The following is a 19078-nucleotide window of genomic DNA, read 5'->3' on the forward strand; positions in this document are numbered from 1 at the left end:
GAAGTCCAGATCGCGGCATAGTTTTGACGGGCGGAGCATATGCTTTTAAATACGTGAGTAGCGGAAAAGCAAGCCAACGAAGAAATTCGATGTGTCATTTTCACCGGAGCTTTTTGAACATCCTCCAAAAGGTAAAAAAGCTGACATGGAAAATCCAACTTGCAGTATAACCTTATTTTACTATTATCATAAGAACCCCTTTAGACAAATTTCACCTAAAGGGGTTCAATGTTATTACAGTTACACATCCGTCATAATCCAACTATTCTTCCTCTGTCTCCTGTGTCTTGCTGTCAGGCTTTTCAACCTCATCTGTATACTGCTGAGATTCTTCTGCCAGCGACTCAACGTCCTCAGCCGCTTCCTCCGCCGAAGCCTCCTGATAATGGCCTACCTGCTCCTGCCCGGAATCAAAGCTATTGACCGTCCCGCGCGATACATAGCTTTCCAGCATTGCTTTCAAATCCATACCTGTCGCCTCTTTTAGGGATTCCTGAATACCGAGCATCGTCGAGGTCACACTGCCAGCTATTTTCGCCGAGCCGCCTCGGGAATTTTCTCCACCCATATCGATTACCTTCATATCTTTAATTTGTGAAATTGGCGCAGAGACTTTTTCCGCATAATCAGGCAGCACATTGAGCAGCATTTCCAAAACAGCCGCTTCGCCGTATTGCTCCATTGCCTTGGCCATGCGCTCTTTGGATTCGGCTTCGGCCAGACCGCGCTGGCGGATAACTTCTGCCTCGGACTCACCCTTGATCCGCTCATTTTCCGCTTCGGCCTGGGCCCTTCTGGTTGTTTCGTATGCCTCGGCATCAGCAATGGAGCGGCGCCGTTTGTTTTCCTCTTCTTCCAGTTCAACAGCGCGCTGCTTCTCAATATACTGGACTTGCAGCTCTTCTTCTTTCACCTGCTGGGCAAGACGATGGCGTTCCAATTCTCCTGCTTGGTCCGCTTTCGCTCTTGCCCGGTTCGTTTCTTCTTCAAATGCCGCTTCCTTAATGTCTTTATTTTTTCTCGATTCGGCAACCTCTGTGAGGCGTTGGATTTCTTCGTCCTTTGCCTCCTGATCATTTCTCGCATGATAAATCCGCGTTTCCCTGTCAGCATCGGACTCCGCCTTATTCGCCTTCTTCTGAACCTCCGCAATATGCGGCCGCCCAAGGGCATCAATGTAGCCATTCTCTTTATCGACATCTTCCACATCATTCAGGGCAAACGAAGTGATTTCAAAGCCCATGCCTTTTAAATCAGACTCGGCAATCCGCTTCACCTGTGTGTTGACTTCCTTGAAATCATTGTAAATCTTCTCAATCGGCAGGGACGCAATGATCGAGCGCAAATGCCCGTTCAGCACATCCTTCAGCTCCGATTCCCGTTCGCGCTGTTCTTTCCCCAGAAATTTCTCAGCAAAATTGGCCATAATCTCCAGCTCACTGCCAATACTGATAACAGCCGTACTTGCTACCCGAACCGGAATACCCTCTTTTGTATAAGCCTTCTCCGAGTTGACATTCAGCTGAAAAGAAGTCAGATCAATCGGCGTGGAAGTCTGAAACATGCGCAGACGATACCCGCCGCCGCGGATGATCTTCACCGAGCGGCCATTGTTATCCTCGAACACATTCTTTTCCTTCTGCGGATCGCCAAGCTTCGGCCCTGTAACCACCAGCGCCTCATTGGAGCTGGCCGTCTTATAGCGCATCCGGAAAATAATCAGCGTAACAATCCCGCCAAGGAGCACCACCGCTCCAACAACTCCAAGAATAATAAATAATAACGTTTCCTGCATAAGTAAAATTCCCCCTCTAATATTATCCATCCCATTCCACAATCACTATATGTAAAATAGGCGGTTATATATGTAATACCGATTGACTAAGCAAAAGGTTTCAGTATTTATGGAAATAATTGATTAGTTATTTTATATGAAAAACAGCCGCTCCTTGGTTCAATATCAAGGAGCAGCCGCCATCATCACTCCCCGGGAACCAGCAGCAATTCCATCCCTTCATCCGCTCCCATCCTGGTTTCATGATGATTCCCTTCCACCCAGTCATCCATCTGGTCATGGTACCAATCACTTTTAAAATGACCAGATTGCCCGGGAGCAACAATATGGTAACCCGTTTCCATATTGCTTGCATCAATGACAAATCGCCAGGACGCCCCATGATCGACTTCTCCGGTTTCCTGATCATAGCTGGCTGCCATCGGGGTGACACTGCTTCCCCCAACCGGAATCGGATCCTCATTGTTAAAGAAGTAAGCCAATACCGGATGAATGCCTGATAATGGATGGTAGAACTGTACCTGATGATAGTTGCCCCATTGCCAGGCTGTCAGTTCCTCTCCATACTCTTCAGCGAGATGATCCACAGTTTCGCTCAACGATGTTAGCAGCAATTCCTGCAATCCGCCTCTTTCTTCCACCCAAATTGATCCTTCCCCGCTGATCGCCTCACGTAAAAGTTGATCTGTCGTTTGCGCCCGACCGCTAAATAGCTCCATCACATCTGGGGGGATGCCAATTCCTCCCTGATACATTAATTTCTCAATCTCATCCATCCAGTGGTGGAAAATTAACGGTTGGGCCTTACCCACCGCATCCTGATAATCCCACTCTCCCAGTAACTCAAGTGCTTCTGCTTCTCCGTGAGCAAGTTCCACCCCCTGCAATGCTTCAATAAAAACAGGGACAAACTCCCGCGCCTGCAGATTCATCTGATCCATTTGCAATGCTTGCATATCCTCTATGGTCAAATCACTGCCAGCTTCCAGCACTTCCGCTATCCGTTCATATCGGTAAGGCTGTGCCCACACATTACTGATGTGATACGGGTAGTCCTCCCCGGCAATTTTATTATTCGCGGTGGCAATAAACCCTTTCTCCGGATTGACAACGGTTGGCAATTCATCAAACGGAATATATCCATCCCACTCATTTTCCGCTTCCCAGCCTTCAAGCGGCAGCAATGCATTATCACCATTTTCATAGATTGGGATTTTCCCGTTGGCCTTATAAGCAATGGTTCCATCCTTTGAAGCGAAGACAAAATTCTGTGCCGGGACGTGAAATTTTTCCAAGGCTTCTTCGAACTCATTCCAGTTGCCTGCTTTATTCATCTCTAAAATGGCTTCAAGCTCTGTCGTGGCCTCCAATGCCGTCCATCTTAAAGACATGACAGTACCCTGCCCGCTGTCCCCGGCGAATTCGGAAATCACCGGACCATGCCGGGTTTCTACTACCTGATAATCGATGGTCTCGCCGTCTTTTACGTGGATCGGTTCATCAATAATTTCGGCCTGCTCCCATTCTCCTTCAAACAAAAATTCCTCCGGGTTATCCGGATTGCGCTTTTCCAAATAGAGCTGCTGCACATCCGGACCGGTATTGGTCACACCCCATGCGATGTCCTGATTATGCCCCAAAATTATCCCAGGCACTCCGGCAAAAATAACCCCGCTCACCTGCACATCCGGCGCTTCCAGATCCATCTGCAGCCAGATGGAGGGCGTCGCCAGTCCCAAATGTGGATCATCTGCCAGCAGTGGCAGTCCTGATTCAGTTTTCTCCCCGCTGACCACCCAGTTATTGCTTCCATTAAACGAATGTGGAATCACCGCATGTTCAAAGCTGCTGGCCACATCCACCTCTTCCTCGCCGATGATGGTCGGTTTATTTTCCGGATAGCTCGGAAACAGCTCATACGCCTTTTCCTCGTCGTAGCGATTCAGCAGATAATAATTGAACGCCTGCCGCTCCCAATGCCCGCCAAGGTCAAATGCCATGTACTTCCCAATGGTAAGGGAATCAAGTGGCGTCCAATCTGCCGGCTCTGTTCCCATCAGGGTAAACTCAACCGGCAGACTGTCCGTTTCCTTCGCCTCTTGGATATAGGTATTCACCCCATCGGCAAAGGCCTGCAATACATCTTTACTTTCCTCTGAATACGTATCATAGGATTCCTCTGCCGCTCGCCGCAAACCGAGCGAGCGAAAATATTTATCCTGCTCCACCATTCCCTCGCCAACCACTTCACTCAATGTCCCCGACGCCTGTCTCCGGGAAAGCTCCATCTGAAACAACCGGTGCTGTGCCTGCACATAACCCTGAGCAACATATAGATCATGCTCATTTTCCGCTTTAATATGCGGAACCCCGTTCGCATCGGTCACCACCGTCACTTCATTTTCCAGTACCGGCAAAGTCAGCGTTCCCTCAAGTTCCGGCAGCGATTTGTTTATGTATGCGTTTCCAAGAAAAAGCAAAAAAAGTACCAGGAGAATGGTCGCCCCCAGACTGTATAACGCTATCTTCTTTTTGCTGATTTTCCTTCTCTTCCTTGTTTCTGGCATGGTTCTCTCTTCTATCACATCGACTCCCCCTTGAGAAAATAGTACCATTAGAGCGAGAGGAACTCAATCAGAATTTTCTTTTCAGTCGGTCTGCTAGCAAAGAAGAAATCAGAAATATATTAAAAGTCTAAAGGAATGTGTGATCGATTGTGATATAATGGGAGAATAATAGACTGGCTTCGCATGAGGGGTTGGGCACACTGTTTTACCTTCTGGGATTCTTCCCAAGGAGGAGGTGTTGTTCATGGAAACTAATGATGTATTGATGCTGATGATATCATTCGGCATGTTAATTGCATTTGTCGTTTCTGATCAAAACAAAAAATAACCCCTCATATGCTTAGGAAGGCTACTGAGGGATTATTGTCCTAATGTGCCTAGCCCCTCTTGATGGGGTTCGGTCTATTGCAACCGTTCCATGTTACCAGCATGGGACGGTTTTTACTATTTTATGGGTTTCTTCTGATAGTATACCATGTTTTTGTATGGAGTAACAAATGAAAATTTACTACTCCATGCAATGATGCTGATGATCGTTTTCGGCATGTTAATTGCATTTGTCGTTTCCAAGATAAACAAAAACTAACCTCTAAAACGCTTTCGCCAGCCAGCTTACTATGAGTATACCACGTTTTCAGAATTTGTAAACTTCAAAGTTGCAGAGTGCAGAATTCACCCCGAAGAGCTAAAACAAACCCAACTGCCTCGGCGCGAGCCCTTCATACTCAATTCCAAGCAGCTCCTGAAAATCCTTGGCATTCCCGGCTGCGTCCCCGCCAGAATTATTATTAAATAGCACAATAACATCTTTTGATGCTTCCGCCAGCTTAAGAACCCGCTCTTTCCACTCCAGCAACTCTTCCTTATTATACTTATACAAATAACGAACTTCCCGCCAATTGGTATCGGCGCTATTTGGTTTCGTCCATCCATGTACATTCCGGCCATGCATGCGAACCAGCGTCAAACTCTGATTCGTAGCTTCCGGCACGATCGGGACCGAGCCATCGCCCGCTTGCGGCTCATCGCAAATAGCATGAATCCATCCTTCCTCCTTCATGAAGGAAAGCGTGCTCTCGCGGAATTTGCTGCTGAACCAGGACTGATTCCTGAATTCCAGCGCTGCCGGGATATCACCTATCATTTTCTTGCAGTATCTTAAGTAATCCACATTCTCTTTCTTGCAATCAAACCATGGTGGAAATTGAAACAGCACCATCGCCAGTTTCCCCGCATCCTGATACGGTTTCAGCGACTCCTTGAATGCTGCAAACATCTCCTCTTTTGTCTCAAAAGAAATCTCGCCGCGCTGATGACCCGTCATTCCCTGATAGGCCTTTACGACAAAACGGAAATTCTCCGGCGTCTCCCTGACCCACTTGGCCGCATTGCGTACCGGCTGCACCGCATAAAAGGATGCGTCCACTTCCACCACAGGAAAATGACTGCCGTATTCTTCTAGCTTATCCCCCGCTTTGATTTGCGGAGGGTACAGGGAATAGTGATCCCCCCAGCCTGTTACTCCTATATAAATCATTAGGTACCTCCATAAACAAAACATTAATCCTTTGCGATCATATCCAGCCACTTAATATCTGCCTCCAGATGAAGCAAAGCCCCCTCTACCAGCATCCGCATGGTATCATTCCCGGATCGATTCATTTGCTGTTTCATCTGGGTGAGGTGGAGGACGTCCTTTATCATCGTTTGCTTTTGAGCTTGGATCATTTGCTGTTTATCTTCATAGTCAACATGGCTCGCACAAAGGTATTTAAAGTAAAATTCATCTTTGAGCAACGAACGCTCGACTGGCTCTTCCAACCAGGACCAAAGCGTTTCCACACCTTTTTCCGTAATCGTATATAGTTTTCGGTCCTTCTGGTCATTTCCCGGGGATTCAATCAGGTCATCCCTCTCCAGCCTGTCTAGTGTCGTGTATACCTGCCCGGCATTCAGCGGCCACATACTCTGGACAAGCTCGTCGAATCCGGTTTTCAGCTCATAACCATGTCTTGGTCTTTCATATAGCAATGCAAGTAGTGAGTGTTTTACTGACATAAAGATCCCCGCTTATTCATAGGATATCGCTTCCTTTATCGAAATACGTGATGCTGAATTGCCTGGCAGCCAGGAAGCAAGTAGTGTAAACAAAATTCCACCCGCAATTGCTATAAGTAAGCTATTCCAAGGAATGATAAAGCTTAGTAAACCCAGCGCATCAGCTGAAATGGAATTCAAATAAATAACTAAAATTCCATATAGCACCCCAACAATCACACCAGCAATACCGATAAATAAACCTTCCGCTATAATCATAAATTGGACTTGCCTTTTTGTAAAACCAATCGCCCGCATTGTCCCTATTTCTTTCACCCGTTCCATGGTATTCATAAATAATGTGTTGCTAGTACCAATGGCTGAAATGGCAATGATTAATAGTAACAGACCTTGCATCAATTCTTCCATTCCTGATACCCCGCTTGTATATTGTTCTTTGGTTAAAGTAATCGTATTTATCCTGTTAATTTCCAGGCCGAAAGTACTTTCCAAAGCCAATACCGCAGCAGAAATTGTATCCTCATCCACTACATCCAATGCAAGATGATAGTCATGTGGCCAATTGAGTTCATTTTTCACTACATTTTCCTCCGCGAAGGCAACATAACTTGTATTATGGGAGGTTTGGACACTCCCTTTCACAAAAAAGTTTTGCTCACCGGCTGGCGTATTCAGCGTCAGGATATCACCTGCACCGCCGCCCCATTCCATGAGCGCCCGTTCCCCAACATAAATATAAGGATGGTCACTGTTTCCTTCCGCTTCCTCTACAACTGCAAATGTCTCAGCACTGCTTATATCGGGAAAAGACATGATGGAAAACTCCCGCAGTTCCCCGGACTTTGTATGCCATGTTACATTGGGGATTTCTGTATACGGATTTACATTCTCCACACCTTCCAGACTCCTTACGACTTCCAGAGCCGTGTCCGTCCATGGTGTTTCTTTTTCAACAATGATATCCCCGCCAAAGGTTGCATCGATTTCATCCTCCATGCCTTCAGGTAATGATGTCAGTGCTGCACTCATAAACAAGGCCAGACTCACACCAATCGCGAGCATTGCTGCCGTATTTGCATTTCTTCTTTCAAATTGTTTGATGGAGCGAAGCGCTTGTTTTCCGGAAAAACGAAAGATGAATGTCAATACAGGGCGGACAATGATTTGCATACCTCTTACCCACAATGGGAATAATAACACAAGCCCGACGAATAAAAACAAAAATGCCCACACATTATCAATCAATCCAATTCCAGTAAAAACAACTCCCAGTATGATTCTCCATTTATTGAGTTTGTTAAAACTGCTTTGTGCTGCACTTGTGCCGAGCATCGCTTTTAAAATCGGCGTTTTCCCTGCTTTGTACATCGGCCATGCTGCTGCCAAAAATGGAAATAGGATTCCGACGATGATAGAGATGATTACCGGTCCCGTGATGATGACATCATAATCAATATTTTGGGTGACAATAGAGGAAACCAGCATTTCCTGGAAGTATAGCCCGAACCAAATTCCAAGACCCAAACCTACAACAGTTCCGATCACAGCCAGAAACCCAATTTCCTTCACAATAAGTCCCACGACATTTCCGCCTGTGTATCCGAGGCTTTTCATGATCCCGATTTCTCTTTTTCTCTCAATAATACTCGTATTGATCATATTAAAAGCGATAAATGAGCTGATGAAGATGGACAGTATGGCAATCAGGTCGAACACATAATAAAGTCCTTCCACATCATTATTTTGCTGACTATCCGCAACAATCGGCTGAACAAATAAATTCGAACCTTCCAATTCTGATTGATAAATTGCTAAAAGTTGATCCTCACCTGTGTCTTCATTTACTTTAAATCTTAAATTGGAAATCTGGTTTTCCATCCCTGTCGATTGTTGAAGTTTGTCTAAAGGAACCATTACTTGAATATCCTGAAACATTGCAGACTCTAACGTTTCGGGACTGTTTAACATGCTTCCTTCATGAACTATAGCTGTAATTTCTAAGCTTCCCATATCCTGAAAAGAAATTTGATCCCCTATTTCTTTTTCGAAAAGCGCTGCTGTATTTTCCGTTATAATGAGCCCTTCTTTTGTAACATCTCCCTCGCTTACAGATAATTTAATTAGATCATTATCAAAATCAGAAACCCCCGTGAACCGGACAGAGGATTGCATTGGATGATCTGTTTCCATCTCCGCAAAGCCTTTTTGGTTAAGTAGCGACACCTGCTCTTCCACTTCTTCATGCTCCTGCAGCCAAGCCAGGTCATTTTCAAAAAAAGTGCCATCATTACTTTGAACCCAAAAATCGGCATCGCCTGCATTTAACTGTTCCTGTTCATCAATTAAATTGGAAAAAGTAGACTTTGAAATGAGCATACTCGTCATTACAGCGACACCAAGAACAAGAGCAGCCAGCGTAAAAAAGAAACGTTTTTTATGACACGTAATATTACGCCATGAAACGAGAAAGGAATTCTGCATAGTCCTCATCCTCTCTTTGCACTTCCGTCTCTATAACGCCATCTTTAAACAACACAATCCGGTCCGCATGCCCTGCCGCAAACATATCATGTGTTACCATGACAATCGTCTGCCCCCTTTCCTGATGAAAAGAAGACAATAAATCCAAAATGTCACTGGAACGTTCTCTGTCCAGGTTTCCGGTTGGTTCATCTGCAAGCAGAATCGCCGGCTTATGGATCAGTGCACGCGCTATCGCCACACGCTGCTGCTGTCCGCCACTCAGTTCATGAGGAAATCGCTTTTCATAGTCTGTGAGAGCCACAGCCTTCAACAGTTCCTGAACCTCATCCGGATTTACTTTCTGCCGATCCGCATGCAGAGGAAACGTAATATTCTCATAGACAGTGAGTGTCGGCAGGAGCTGATAATTTTGAAAAACAAAACCTATATCTTTTCTTCTGATGATGGTTCGCTGTTTCTCTGATTTTGTTTGCAGCTCTTCCCCGTCCAGTTCTATCCGGCCAGTTGATGGAATATCCATCCCTCCGATCAATTGAAGGAGGGTGCTTTTCCCGGATCCGCTTGGCCCCATGATCGCCACAAATTCCCCCTCTTTAACGGAGAAATCAATCCCTTTCAAAACAGTAGTTACTTCTTTTCCATTTTTGAACTCTTTTGTCACATCAGCTACCTTAATCATGCCTTTTCACCCTTTCGATTTGCTGGAAACACGGTGTAGGACCAGGAGTAAAGAAAATCTATCACAAACACCAGCGCCCATAATTGCGATAATCCATACAATAATTCATTTGGATAAGGTGTTTCCGCCAAATTTTCCGTTCCTTCCATGCTCACCCACGATAAATCCGTAATGTATTGCATAAATTGCTCTGTACTATTTGAGGTGTACAGCCATATCCCCAGCTGAACTGCAGTGAAAATAGCCAAATGCAACATGGCACTTCGTCGATACTTTTTCGCTATGTATCCTGGGTCTTTTTGCTTGGACATTATTGCTATATCCTTGTCCGTGAGAAGCTTCACCCCGCGCCACTTTCCAATTTTGCTGCGCATCCAGCGATCCAGCTTTCGAAAGTCAGCAATACCAAATGTGCATGCATAAATCACAAAAATGGTAATAACTATCTGAAACGTGGAAATCTCCCCGGTTTCCTGGTAAATTAACATGGCCAGTAATGCCTCGAATACCAACAAAACTAGAAAAGCAAGAAGGAAAAATAAACTAAGCCGCTGTTTTCCAAAAAGATAGCGCACGATGCCAAAAAGGAAGAGAGAGATCACGGACAATACTTCCGCGAAAATAAACAATTCCCATTGATATTGGACGAGCAAATTGATCATTGGATGAACCTCACTTTTATATATACTCAGTAACTATTTACTAAGTATATATATACGCAGTATTTACGTCAATAATTACTTTAAAAAATTTTCTTAAATGAATGTGAAAAATTCCATAAAAAGAAAGCAGCCGTATTTTTCCTTTTAGAAAAATGCGGCTGCCAACCTATAAACTATTCATGTTTTACATAAACACCAGCCATCGCCCTCTCATACGTCTCATGCTTTATCCGCTTCACCTCATTGGACAACGAGGAAGCGCTGACTACCTTCTGGCCATTAATAACCAATGGATCGATCAGCCGCACCTTGCTTTTGCGGTGAAAGTCGTAGCCGTTTTGGTCTTCCTCTAATCGCACGTCTGGGTGCAGCCTTTTGAGAAAACGATGAGTTTCTGAGTCCTGTGATGATTTCAATTTACTAATCACTTCCTCATCTTCGCCAAGAAAATCGCTTCGATCAAGTACCTGCTTTTCCAGCGCATGTTTTAATGTCCTCGCCAGCATTTCATTGCCATAAATGTTCAGCGGATCCATAAACAAGCCAATAACCTCTTTATAATAGGTATTGGCAAACCATTCAGCAACTGTTACATGCTGAAGACAAATTTTCCCATCGACCACGATCAGATCCAGTAAAAACTGATGCGCATCCTCCAGCGAAATATGCCCATATACATACATATCCCGCAATGTGTAATCGATTCTGTCGGCACATAATTCAGGCGCTGGCCGCTCCAGCAATGTCCATCTTGCCTCATCATACAAAATAGTTTGGTAGTCATACCCGTGATTGTCCAGAACCCAAGGTATCTCCGAGTCTGCCACGACGGAACGGTATATTTCCTCATGATAATCCTCTTTTTGATTATCGAAAACATAATCAGCCACATGGGAAAAAGCGGTGTGGGAGACATCATGCAAGAGGCCCGCAATCTGCTCCTCCACCGTACCACCAAGCTTTCTGATTAGCAGGATGACGCCAATGGAATGGTCGAACCGGGTGACGTTCCACTTTTCATTAACGAGATAGCTGGCACCTCCCTGATGGATTCCCCGAAGCCTTTGCACAGGCTTGCTGCCGATTAATTCTTCCAGCACAGGCTCCACCTTAAATGCTCCGTAAATCGGATCTGAAATATGCAATGTATCCCTCCATTTTACATATGTAACCCTCTACTCCCAAAAACAAGCCTGCAGCCTATTGCCATCCAAATCAAAGAAATCAACGAATTTATTTACCCCGTCGTACTGAATTTCTCCGGTTTTGACCTCTTGCTTCTGCAACTGCCTGCAGGTTTTTTCTATATCTTTTGTGTAAAAAATTGGATAGACCTGACTCTGCCGAGGTTCCCCTGCTTGTTCCTTGTCTTTTTCAATTGTCAGCGGAACTGCGCTGTCCCCGATGTTAAGAATGCAGTGATCCTCTCCTCGAAAAGCTTCTTTAAACCCCAGCACGTTCTGATACCACCTGCTCGATTGTTCGATATCTGCAACCTTAAGACAGATCGTATCTATTCTCTCCACTATCGCCAATTCGATCACTCCTTTTCAGCCTACAGCTCGCCTCTCATCCCGTACAAATCATAACCACATGCCCATCCGGATCACTGATCGTAAAAAAAGCAAAATCCTCAAACCGTACAATTTCCGAATCAATGGAAAATCCCTGCTCTTTCACATACTGATAAGCCAGTTCAATGTCATCCGTATGGAAATTAAACAACGGATGGGAGGAAACCTTTTTTGGTTTGGAACTTCCCTCAGGCCCTGCATCAAGCGTCAGCCCGGTATGATCATTAATCTTCACATTATACACCGGCCTCCTCACATCCTGCGGGCTCACTTCCTGACCTAGCAACTCGGAATACCATGCAACCGACCGCTGCAAATCACTCACATGCACAAAAATGGTGTTAATTTGGTTTTTGATTGGACTGGTCAATACATACGCCTCCTTGGTGGTGTTGAAATTTTATATTTCCTTGCCAAAAATCTGTACTTTTATTATAGCAGATTACTAACTGAAGACAGCAGCCAATTGTTATTCAAGTAATCTCTGAACAAGCCTCGTTTCCCAGATACCAAAACCTATCAAAGCACCAAGCATATTAAGGATGAAATCATCTATGTCAAAAATTCCTCTTCTAGTAACCAATTGTATAGCTTCGATAAGGAATAACACGACAACCATTGTAATATTAAACGTGCTTTTTTTATTTATTTTGTTAATGAAAAACGGCAGATAAATACCCATTGGTAAAAACATTACTAAATTGCCAACAAGGTTTCTTAAAGGTATACCAAAATTCATACTGCCATCAAAAATTGCCTGCAAATATGTACTGATCGTTTTAAATGGCACAAAATTTGAAGAGTTTCTTATATATTCTAGCAGCGAAAGATCTGTCCATATATGACCTCTATTACTCCCCAAGAATAACAGCATTACCAAGGCTAATAAATATATGATGAAACTGACACCAAAAAGCACCTTTAATATTTTTCTCATTTTCTCTCCACCTGTTTTTACTCAATCTTTTACTCAACCAAATCCCGCATCTGATATCGCTCCGCCAAGCCAGATATTTTATAACAAAACTTCAGAATCCCATAACCTAAAACGGCACCTATCGTATTCAGCAGTACATCATCTATATCAAACTGACCGACCTGCCAGACGAATTGCAGGACTTCAATCGATAAACTGATCACCAATCCACTCCGCATGATATGCAGTAAGCGTTGATACCTTTTAAACAAGTGGGGCAGAAAAATTCCTAAAGGCAGGAAAATGAGCACATTCCCCAATGTGTTATGGAGGATGATGTCTGTGTTGTACCGATCCCACCCAGTCAGGTATCCAAACGTGTTTTGAAACGGAATGATATTTGTATTCATCTGCCAAACCTCTAAATCAAAGAAACTGTGTGAATCAGAGGGATAGAAAAAATAACGATTAAAAATCTGTTCATCAAATTGGTCTGTAAATATGTAATCTCTAATTCGTATGATGATGCGCTGACCAAGCAATTGAAATAAAATGACAGAGGAGTAAAGAGAGAAAAATACCCACGCCATACGATTCATTTCCCTGTAATAAGGAAATAGCGATGCCTGATAACCGCTCTTTAATTGTTTTTGCTCTCCAAAACCCTCCAAAGCCTTATCAGTTGCTTCCCTCTCCGTAAATCCTTGTTCCAAATACTCCTGTTTCAGCAGATTCAAATGATCTTTCATTTCATCTGCTATTTCCTTTTTATCCTTTTCGCTTCCGGTCAGTCCGTCTACGATTTGGCGGACATAGGATTCCATTTTTTGATCCATGCTGCTCCCTCCGAACATACCTTTATTAGATTGTTAATTTGATCCCATTCCTGAAGTTTTCTGCTGAGTTCCTTTTTGCCATCAAGCGTAATTCTGTAATACTTTCGTCTGCCACCCAGTTCCGAACTTCCCCAGTAGGACTCTAATAGATTCTTATTTTCCAGCCGTTTCAAAGCCGGGTAAAGGGTCCCCTCACTCATGCTGTACAGTTCTCTGCTGTTTTCCTTTAAGATCTTTACCATTTCATAACCGTACATATCCCTTTGGTTCATTAACGATAACAGCAGAATATCAATGCTGCCTTTCATGATCTCTTTATCCATTGGAAACCTCCACCTCAATAATTGAATATAGCTTATCACTATGTACATCGTATTACAAGGTATTTATGTTTTAAATAAAACTTCCCATCCAATTTTGACTATTCCAATACATTTTGGTAAAATTTGCTTAATCAATTGCTTGACCATGGGAAGGAGTGGCGGCCATCTGGCGTAAAGAATTCAAAACAGACCTCAAAGAACATGCGAATCACCTGTGGGTAGCAATCATTGCGTTCCTGGCGATTGGCACGTTTTTTCAACAGCCTGCCGGGTTTGTTGTGGCTGGTATATTCACCGCTTATTTCATCCTGAATCAACTGTACAATAAGTACCTCGGCAATAAATTAACCTTACATACGCCTGCCACCAAAATAAAAGCGTTTCCCGATGAAGAAGTCAAATTAACATTCCAACTGGAAAACCGATCGATCATACCCATTTTCAGCAGCAGGTTCGAGTTCCAAACTGCTCCCGTGTTAAGAGAACAGAAGTACCTGATAACAACCGGGAAAATTTGGAACCTGAGCCGTGTGCCACTAACATTAATGGGCAAAAGAAAAACCTTTATCGAATTTTCGGTGGTCGCCAAGCATCGCGGAACATCAAGACTGGATAAAATCGTTCTGGACCTGCCGCACCTTTTCAATTTTGATACGGTATTTTTAAAATATGCTCCAGCGGTTCGCGGTGAATTTCTTATCTTTCCGAGGCTCCTCCCTGTAAATGGAATAGAAACAATCGTCCATCCAGTACCGGGACAAAACCGGACAAACTTTTCGCCGTTTGAGGATATTCTGAGCACTCGCGGCACACGAGATTACCAATACAGCGATCCGTTCCACCATATCAACTGGAAGGCCTCAGCTAAGACCCAGCAGCTGCAGACCAATGTGTATGAGAAAGTCACTGATATGTCATTTATTTTGGTAGTGAATTTGGGGGAGAATCTGGACCGTCCAAAGGGAAATTCAGTGAAGATCTGGAGGCGTTCCTATCCTATACGGCATATCTCAGCCACTATCTGACGGAAAAAGGGCGTCCATTTGAATTATTTATTAATGTTCAGAAGACAGGAGGGGCACCCTATATCCATCTGCCGGAAGGGGTAGGCAAGGATCATCTTAGGTCTACGCTGGAGGTACTGGCACGTATTCAAAACCCTTCAATCCTGCCATTTCCCCACATGCTTTATTCACTCGGCAAGCAGGTTCACAAGCCTGCGACGATTATCATCATCGGGGAAATGCCAGCAAGCTCAGATAACATGATGAGGAAATGGAAAAGTGAGCAAAAGACTGTTTACCATGTGATGCATACAGATGAAGGTGCTGTCTTAAAGCGATGGGTGCAGGAGGCGGAGGCGATGGATTATGCTAATTAAACATCCAAAGGTCACGTTCACCTACTATTTTCTGAGTGAAGCTATTATCCTTTTTCTGCTGGCCATTCCTGTGTTCCATTTTTTCTATCAATGGATCCCCTATTGGAGTTATTTGGCGATTGTTGGGGCTGCCGGTTTGATATTTTCGCTGTTTACTAAAGTCACGGCCAACTATTCCTGGTATTTTTTATTTATTCCTTTTCTGTTTGTCCTGTTTTATATGGCTGGATTCCCTATGGAGGCAGGACTGGTCTTCACCTTGCTGCTGACATGGCGTTATATAAAGATACGCGGGGCGGATGACAGAGGAACAGAAAATAACTACCTTTTCTATACCATCCTGTTAGGCGCCCTTATGTCTCTTCTCATTCAGGATACGGAAATTTTTCTTTTGGTGATAGCCCAAGCACTTCTCTTGCTCACAGGGTATTATATCAGCCTTTTTGCGGTGATGGAAAAACAGGAACGAAAGAAGGCAAATTCCGCTATGTGGCTGGGCGCGGCTGGAATCTTTGCCGCTGCTTCCGCTATCTTTCTCTACTTTTTTGAAGAAGGACGCTATTTGATCACGATTATCTGGCAAGGATTCGCACAATTACTTGGAATGGTGTTAGGTGGACTTTTCTCTTTGTTGCCCTTTGACCAGCTGAAAGGACTGAACGGGACAGACGGGACGATGGAGCTGGAAGAGGGGGCCCCTCCTCCCGATCAGGATCAAATGGCCCAGCAAGTGAATACATTAAATGAAAGTTCCCCTCCATATGTAGCAATCGTGATAGCTGCTATTCTTTTGGGGATTATTGTCTTCCTCATCATACGAAAGTTCAAACAAACGTTTGATCAGGTAGACAAAAAGCAGGATACCGAGACTCCCCATGTGGATTTGGACAAAGAAAATGGAAAGAAACCATCCCTCGCCGGCAGACTCATGAAAAACTGGCGAAAGAAGCCCGATCATCCAGTACGCAGGAGTATTATGGAATTGGAACAACAGGCTGCCAGGCAAAATAAAGGCAGGCATCCATTTGAAACATTAGAAGATTGGATAAAGCGGATTCCATTGGAGCTGGATTCGGAAGTCTATCAAAAAGTCAGGTATGGGGATGAGGATGTGAGCGATCAGGAAGTGAGGGAGTTGGAGGTGCAGGTGCGCAGGGTTAGGGATGAATTAGCTTCTAGGCGCGGGGAGCGATGACCGGGGCTCCAGCTTTAGTGGGCAGGGATCCGATCGCGCTGAAGTTTTCTCTCTGATCACTGGTACAGCCTACTAGACATTTCAGACGTTTCGCCTAGCTGTTTTGTCTAGTAGCAGCCTTCTACTGGACATTTCTGGCGCTCCGGCTGACTGTTTTGTCGAGTAGCGCCCTTCTACTAGACATTTCGAACGCTCCGACTGGCTGTTTTGTCCAGTAGAGACGTTCTACTGGACATTTGGAGCGCTTCATCTAGTAGTTTTGTCCAATAGAGTCCTCCCCAAACCGCTGAAGCGATCGCCACATTACGGGTCTAAAAATACGCTATCTCAACTCCACTCATTTTATCGATTCCAAAAACTCCGAAACACTGGCAAAAATAGCATCCGGCTTAACAGTGAATTCACTAGTCTGAAATTCAGGCAGCCATTGCACGCCCGCTGTCCGGACATTAGACTGCTTACCTGCCTCGATATCCGCATCACTGTCGCCAAGATACATCGCTTCCTCGCTCGAAACGCCCAGAATCGTCAAAGCCTTCTTTATCCCCTCCGGATGCGGCTTTGGTTCCGTTACATCATCCCCCGTGAGCACCACATCAAAAGGAAGATCAATCCCAAGCGCCTCTAATGAAATATCCAGACTCCTTCTCGCCTTCCCAGTAACTATCCCTACTTGAAACCCTTTCTCCTTCAAGCCCGCAATCATATCAGCTATTTGTTTGTTCGGCTTCACAAACTCCTCGTGGTTTTCGGTGTAGCTTTTGTAAAACAATTCAATAGCCGCTGCTTTATCCTTATGACGAAGGTTCTCCCGAATAATCCCAGTCTCAGAAGGCCCGAACATCGCTTTCACTTCCTCATCGGAAAGCTCCCTTTTATCAAATGTCTTGAAAACTTGCTGAAACGCATGATAACAAATCGGCAGCGTATCCGCTAATGTCCCATCGAAATCGAAAATGATTGCTTTGATCATACATATACTCCTCCGTTATGCACTTTTCTTCTGTTGGATCATCCACTTCATTAATTCGTCTCTATCTATTAATCTGATTGTGTTTGAACTCGCCAGCTTAATAGCCTGAGAGGTGTAATAATTATTAGTAATCAACCAGCATTCATCCGCTTTATAATAACTTTTGGCAGATGATATCTCTTGAATGGCTCTTACACCAACTTTTTTCTTATAGCGCTTCGCCTGAACAACAATCTTTTTCCCTTGAAATGATAATACAAGATCTGCACCATAATCGCCTGTCGCTGGTGTGAGATTTGCCTTGTAACCCCTTGCTTTAAAAAGAACTTGAAGGTATCTTTCAAATGCAGCACCAGACATTTTGTCCACTTCTGGCATACCCGACTTTCTTAATCTGTATTCCCTATAGGCTCTTACCGCCAGTGCAAATAAGACTCCTCCTCCAAAGAAAATGAAAAGAGATACAGTTAATAAAGGCTCAGCAGTTAATATAGACCACAACAAGTCCGGCCCCATTAAAAGCCCCTCGAAAAAACCCATAAATTCCATATGTATGTCCCCTATCAAATTTTATTTTGCACCTCCCGCGCACTGGGTTGGGGATTTCGACCTTTTTGTTCTATCCCCCTTTTTATTTCGTCCATATGGTCTTTTCTTTAAAGTTCTTCTTGAGGGGCCACAATCGAATTACAAAGAGGCCCATAGACAAAACCGTACCTGCCAGAGTGGCGACCAAGAGCTTCTTCGGAAAAGATGTTTTTTTAATTTAAGAGTATAATAGCCTGACGCAAAAAATGAAAAACAATATAATCGTGGTTAACAAAATAAGGAAACTCAATAAATTTGCATATAGATTCATGTTTACTCCTTGTTTTAATTGCTCTATTCCAAGTACCATCCTCACCCTTTTGTAGCATACAGATAAGCATGGAAGAGCCCCAGTATTAAATACTCTTCTCCCATAAAATCTAGATCAAGTATATTTACAACAACTTGTTTATTACTAACATCTATTTTCCAATCGGCAATTAATCTTTCGCCAATATACATTTCAGCCGGCTTTGGATTTAGGGGATTAGTTGAACGCTCTTTATATATCAAACAATTGGTTTCCCTGTACTCAAACTCCACTTGTTTTGAACCAAAGCTAACATTCTTCATATCCTTCATAAGAATTTCATGTTTATTGTCGTCACTATCCAAGTATGACACGGCAATCTTACCCTTCATGAAGCCCAACGGTTTTGTGATAATCCGCACCAGTCCAGGATTATCCTTTAGTTCATATTTGAGAAATGAAGGTGAAAACTTACTATCACCGAATTCATCAATAAATTTTTTAATTATATTGTCGTAAGAACCACGAACAACGCCTATTTTTTCAGTACCGCGATAAATATCTAAGGGCTTTGTTGTATTACCATTTAAACTCGTGTCATAGAAGTATTGTACCAACTAGATCCCTCCAAGAGTTGCCAATCAGTTATGCTTCTTCGACTTAATAACAATAAAAGATTGATATGCTCCCCTTAAGGTAGACAGGTTAAAAAATAAAACTTGTTTATCTTAGGGGGATTTTTGTGTCTAAAAGAGCTTTTACTCCAGAATATAAGATGGAAGTCTTAAAGGTGTGGG

General features: G+C 43.8%; 19 protein-coding genes. 3 read left to right on the forward strand and 16 right to left on the reverse strand.

The features are described 5' to 3' along the window. Positions 1-262: 262 nt before the first annotated feature. Both CEG13_RS13500 and CEG13_RS13505 read right to left on the reverse strand, forming a co-directional pair. A complete protein-coding gene (locus CEG13_RS13500; RefSeq protein ID WP_239984651.1) occupies positions 263-1795 on the reverse strand; it encodes a flotillin family protein in 1533 nt (510 codons plus the stop codon). A gap of 185 nt (positions 1796-1980) precedes the next feature. Further along, positions 1981-4362: a penicillin acylase family protein gene (locus tag CEG13_RS13505; protein ID WP_100012443.1), complete on the reverse strand. Its 2382-nt coding sequence runs from the start codon at positions 4360-4362 to the stop codon at positions 1981-1983. Positions 4363-4606: 244 nt separating this feature from the next. Between CEG13_RS13505 and CEG13_RS19140 the strand changes: the two genes are divergently transcribed. Beyond that, positions 4607-4690 (forward strand): putative holin-like toxin, encoded by an 84-nt coding sequence (locus CEG13_RS19140; RefSeq protein ID WP_239984656.1) that lies wholly within the window; start codon positions 4607-4609, stop codon positions 4688-4690. Positions 4691-5047: 357 nt separating this feature from the next. Here CEG13_RS19140 and CEG13_RS13510 read toward each other — a convergent pair whose 3' ends face one another. The 11 genes from CEG13_RS13510 to CEG13_RS13560 all read right to left on the reverse strand — a co-directional run bounded on the left by CEG13_RS13510 (position 5048) and on the right by CEG13_RS13560 (position 13894). Then, the gene (locus CEG13_RS13510; RefSeq protein WP_100012412.1) at positions 5048-5899 is read right to left on the reverse strand and encodes a DUF72 domain-containing protein; all 852 of its coding nucleotides are present in this window, start codon (positions 5897-5899) and stop codon (positions 5048-5050) included. A gap of 23 nt (positions 5900-5922) precedes the next feature. Beyond that, positions 5923-6420: a PadR family transcriptional regulator gene (locus CEG13_RS13515; RefSeq protein WP_100012413.1), complete on the reverse strand. Its 498-nt coding sequence runs from the start codon at positions 6418-6420 to the stop codon at positions 5923-5925. 12 nt (positions 6421-6432) lie between these two features. Then, complete coding sequence (locus tag CEG13_RS13520; protein ID WP_158234695.1) at positions 6433-8901, reverse strand: ABC transporter permease; 2469 nt, start codon at positions 8899-8901, stop codon at positions 6433-6435. Continuing rightward, positions 8870-9583, reverse strand: a complete 714-nt coding sequence (locus CEG13_RS13525; RefSeq protein WP_100012415.1) for an ABC transporter ATP-binding protein — start codon at positions 9581-9583, stop codon at positions 8870-8872. The genes CEG13_RS13520 and CEG13_RS13525 overlap by 32 nt, the downstream gene beginning before the upstream one ends. After that, on the reverse strand, positions 9580-10245 hold the full coding sequence (locus CEG13_RS13530) for a hypothetical protein (protein WP_100012416.1): 666 nt from the start codon (positions 10243-10245) through the stop codon (positions 9580-9582). Before CEG13_RS13530 ends, CEG13_RS13525 begins: the two co-directional genes overlap by 4 nt. Before the next feature lie 173 nt (positions 10246-10418). After that, on the reverse strand, positions 10419-11390 hold the full coding sequence (locus CEG13_RS13535) for an HD domain-containing protein (RefSeq protein ID WP_100012417.1): 972 nt from the start codon (positions 11388-11390) through the stop codon (positions 10419-10421). A gap of 30 nt (positions 11391-11420) precedes the next feature. Then, positions 11421-11771: a VOC family protein gene (locus CEG13_RS13540; protein ID WP_239984657.1), complete on the reverse strand. Its 351-nt coding sequence runs from the start codon at positions 11769-11771 to the stop codon at positions 11421-11423. Between the two features lie 43 nt (positions 11772-11814). Next, positions 11815-12189, reverse strand: a complete 375-nt coding sequence (locus CEG13_RS13545) for a VOC family protein (RefSeq protein ID WP_100012419.1) — start codon at positions 12187-12189, stop codon at positions 11815-11817. 99 nt (positions 12190-12288) lie between these two features. Beyond that, positions 12289-12756: a VanZ family protein gene (locus tag CEG13_RS13550; RefSeq protein WP_100012420.1), complete on the reverse strand. Its 468-nt coding sequence runs from the start codon at positions 12754-12756 to the stop codon at positions 12289-12291. A gap of 29 nt (positions 12757-12785) precedes the next feature. After that, positions 12786-13571, reverse strand: a complete 786-nt coding sequence (locus tag CEG13_RS13555; RefSeq protein WP_100012421.1) for a VanZ family protein — start codon at positions 13569-13571, stop codon at positions 12786-12788. Next, a complete protein-coding gene (locus tag CEG13_RS13560; protein ID WP_100012422.1) occupies positions 13532-13894 on the reverse strand; it encodes a PadR family transcriptional regulator in 363 nt (120 codons plus the stop codon). Before CEG13_RS13560 ends, CEG13_RS13555 begins: the two co-directional genes overlap by 40 nt. A gap of 155 nt (positions 13895-14049) precedes the next feature. Here CEG13_RS13560 and CEG13_RS13565 point away from each other — a divergent pair, with 155 nt between their 5' ends. Then, positions 14050-14919, forward strand: coding sequence for a DUF58 domain-containing protein (locus tag CEG13_RS13565; protein ID WP_100012423.1), 870 nt, complete (start codon positions 14050-14052; stop codon positions 14917-14919). 345 nt (positions 14920-15264) lie between these two features. Then, positions 15265-16470, forward strand: a complete 1206-nt coding sequence (locus CEG13_RS13575; protein ID WP_100012425.1) for a hypothetical protein — start codon at positions 15265-15267, stop codon at positions 16468-16470. A 337-nt stretch (positions 16471-16807) separates the two neighbouring features. On the opposite strand, the gene CEG13_RS13580 is transcribed toward CEG13_RS13575, so the two are convergent. The 3 genes from CEG13_RS13580 to CEG13_RS13590 form a co-directional block, all read right to left on the reverse strand. Beyond that, positions 16808-17443, reverse strand: a complete 636-nt coding sequence (locus CEG13_RS13580) for an HAD family hydrolase (RefSeq protein ID WP_100012426.1) — start codon at positions 17441-17443, stop codon at positions 16808-16810. A 15-nt stretch (positions 17444-17458) separates the two neighbouring features. Then, positions 17459-17992 carry a restriction endonuclease gene (locus CEG13_RS13585; protein ID WP_239984652.1) on the reverse strand — a complete coding sequence of 178 codons (534 nt, stop codon included), beginning with the start codon at positions 17990-17992 and terminating at the stop codon, positions 17459-17461. A gap of 351 nt (positions 17993-18343) precedes the next feature. Continuing rightward, on the reverse strand, positions 18344-18898 hold the full coding sequence (locus CEG13_RS13590) for a tubby C-terminal domain-like protein (protein ID WP_100012427.1): 555 nt from the start codon (positions 18896-18898) through the stop codon (positions 18344-18346). Between the last annotated feature and the right edge of the window lie 180 nt (positions 18899-19078).

The organism is Lentibacillus sediminis, from assembly GCF_002763455.1.
GTDB classification, from domain to species: Bacteria; Bacillota; Bacilli; order Bacillales; family Amphibacillaceae; genus Lentibacillus_D; species Lentibacillus_D sediminis_A.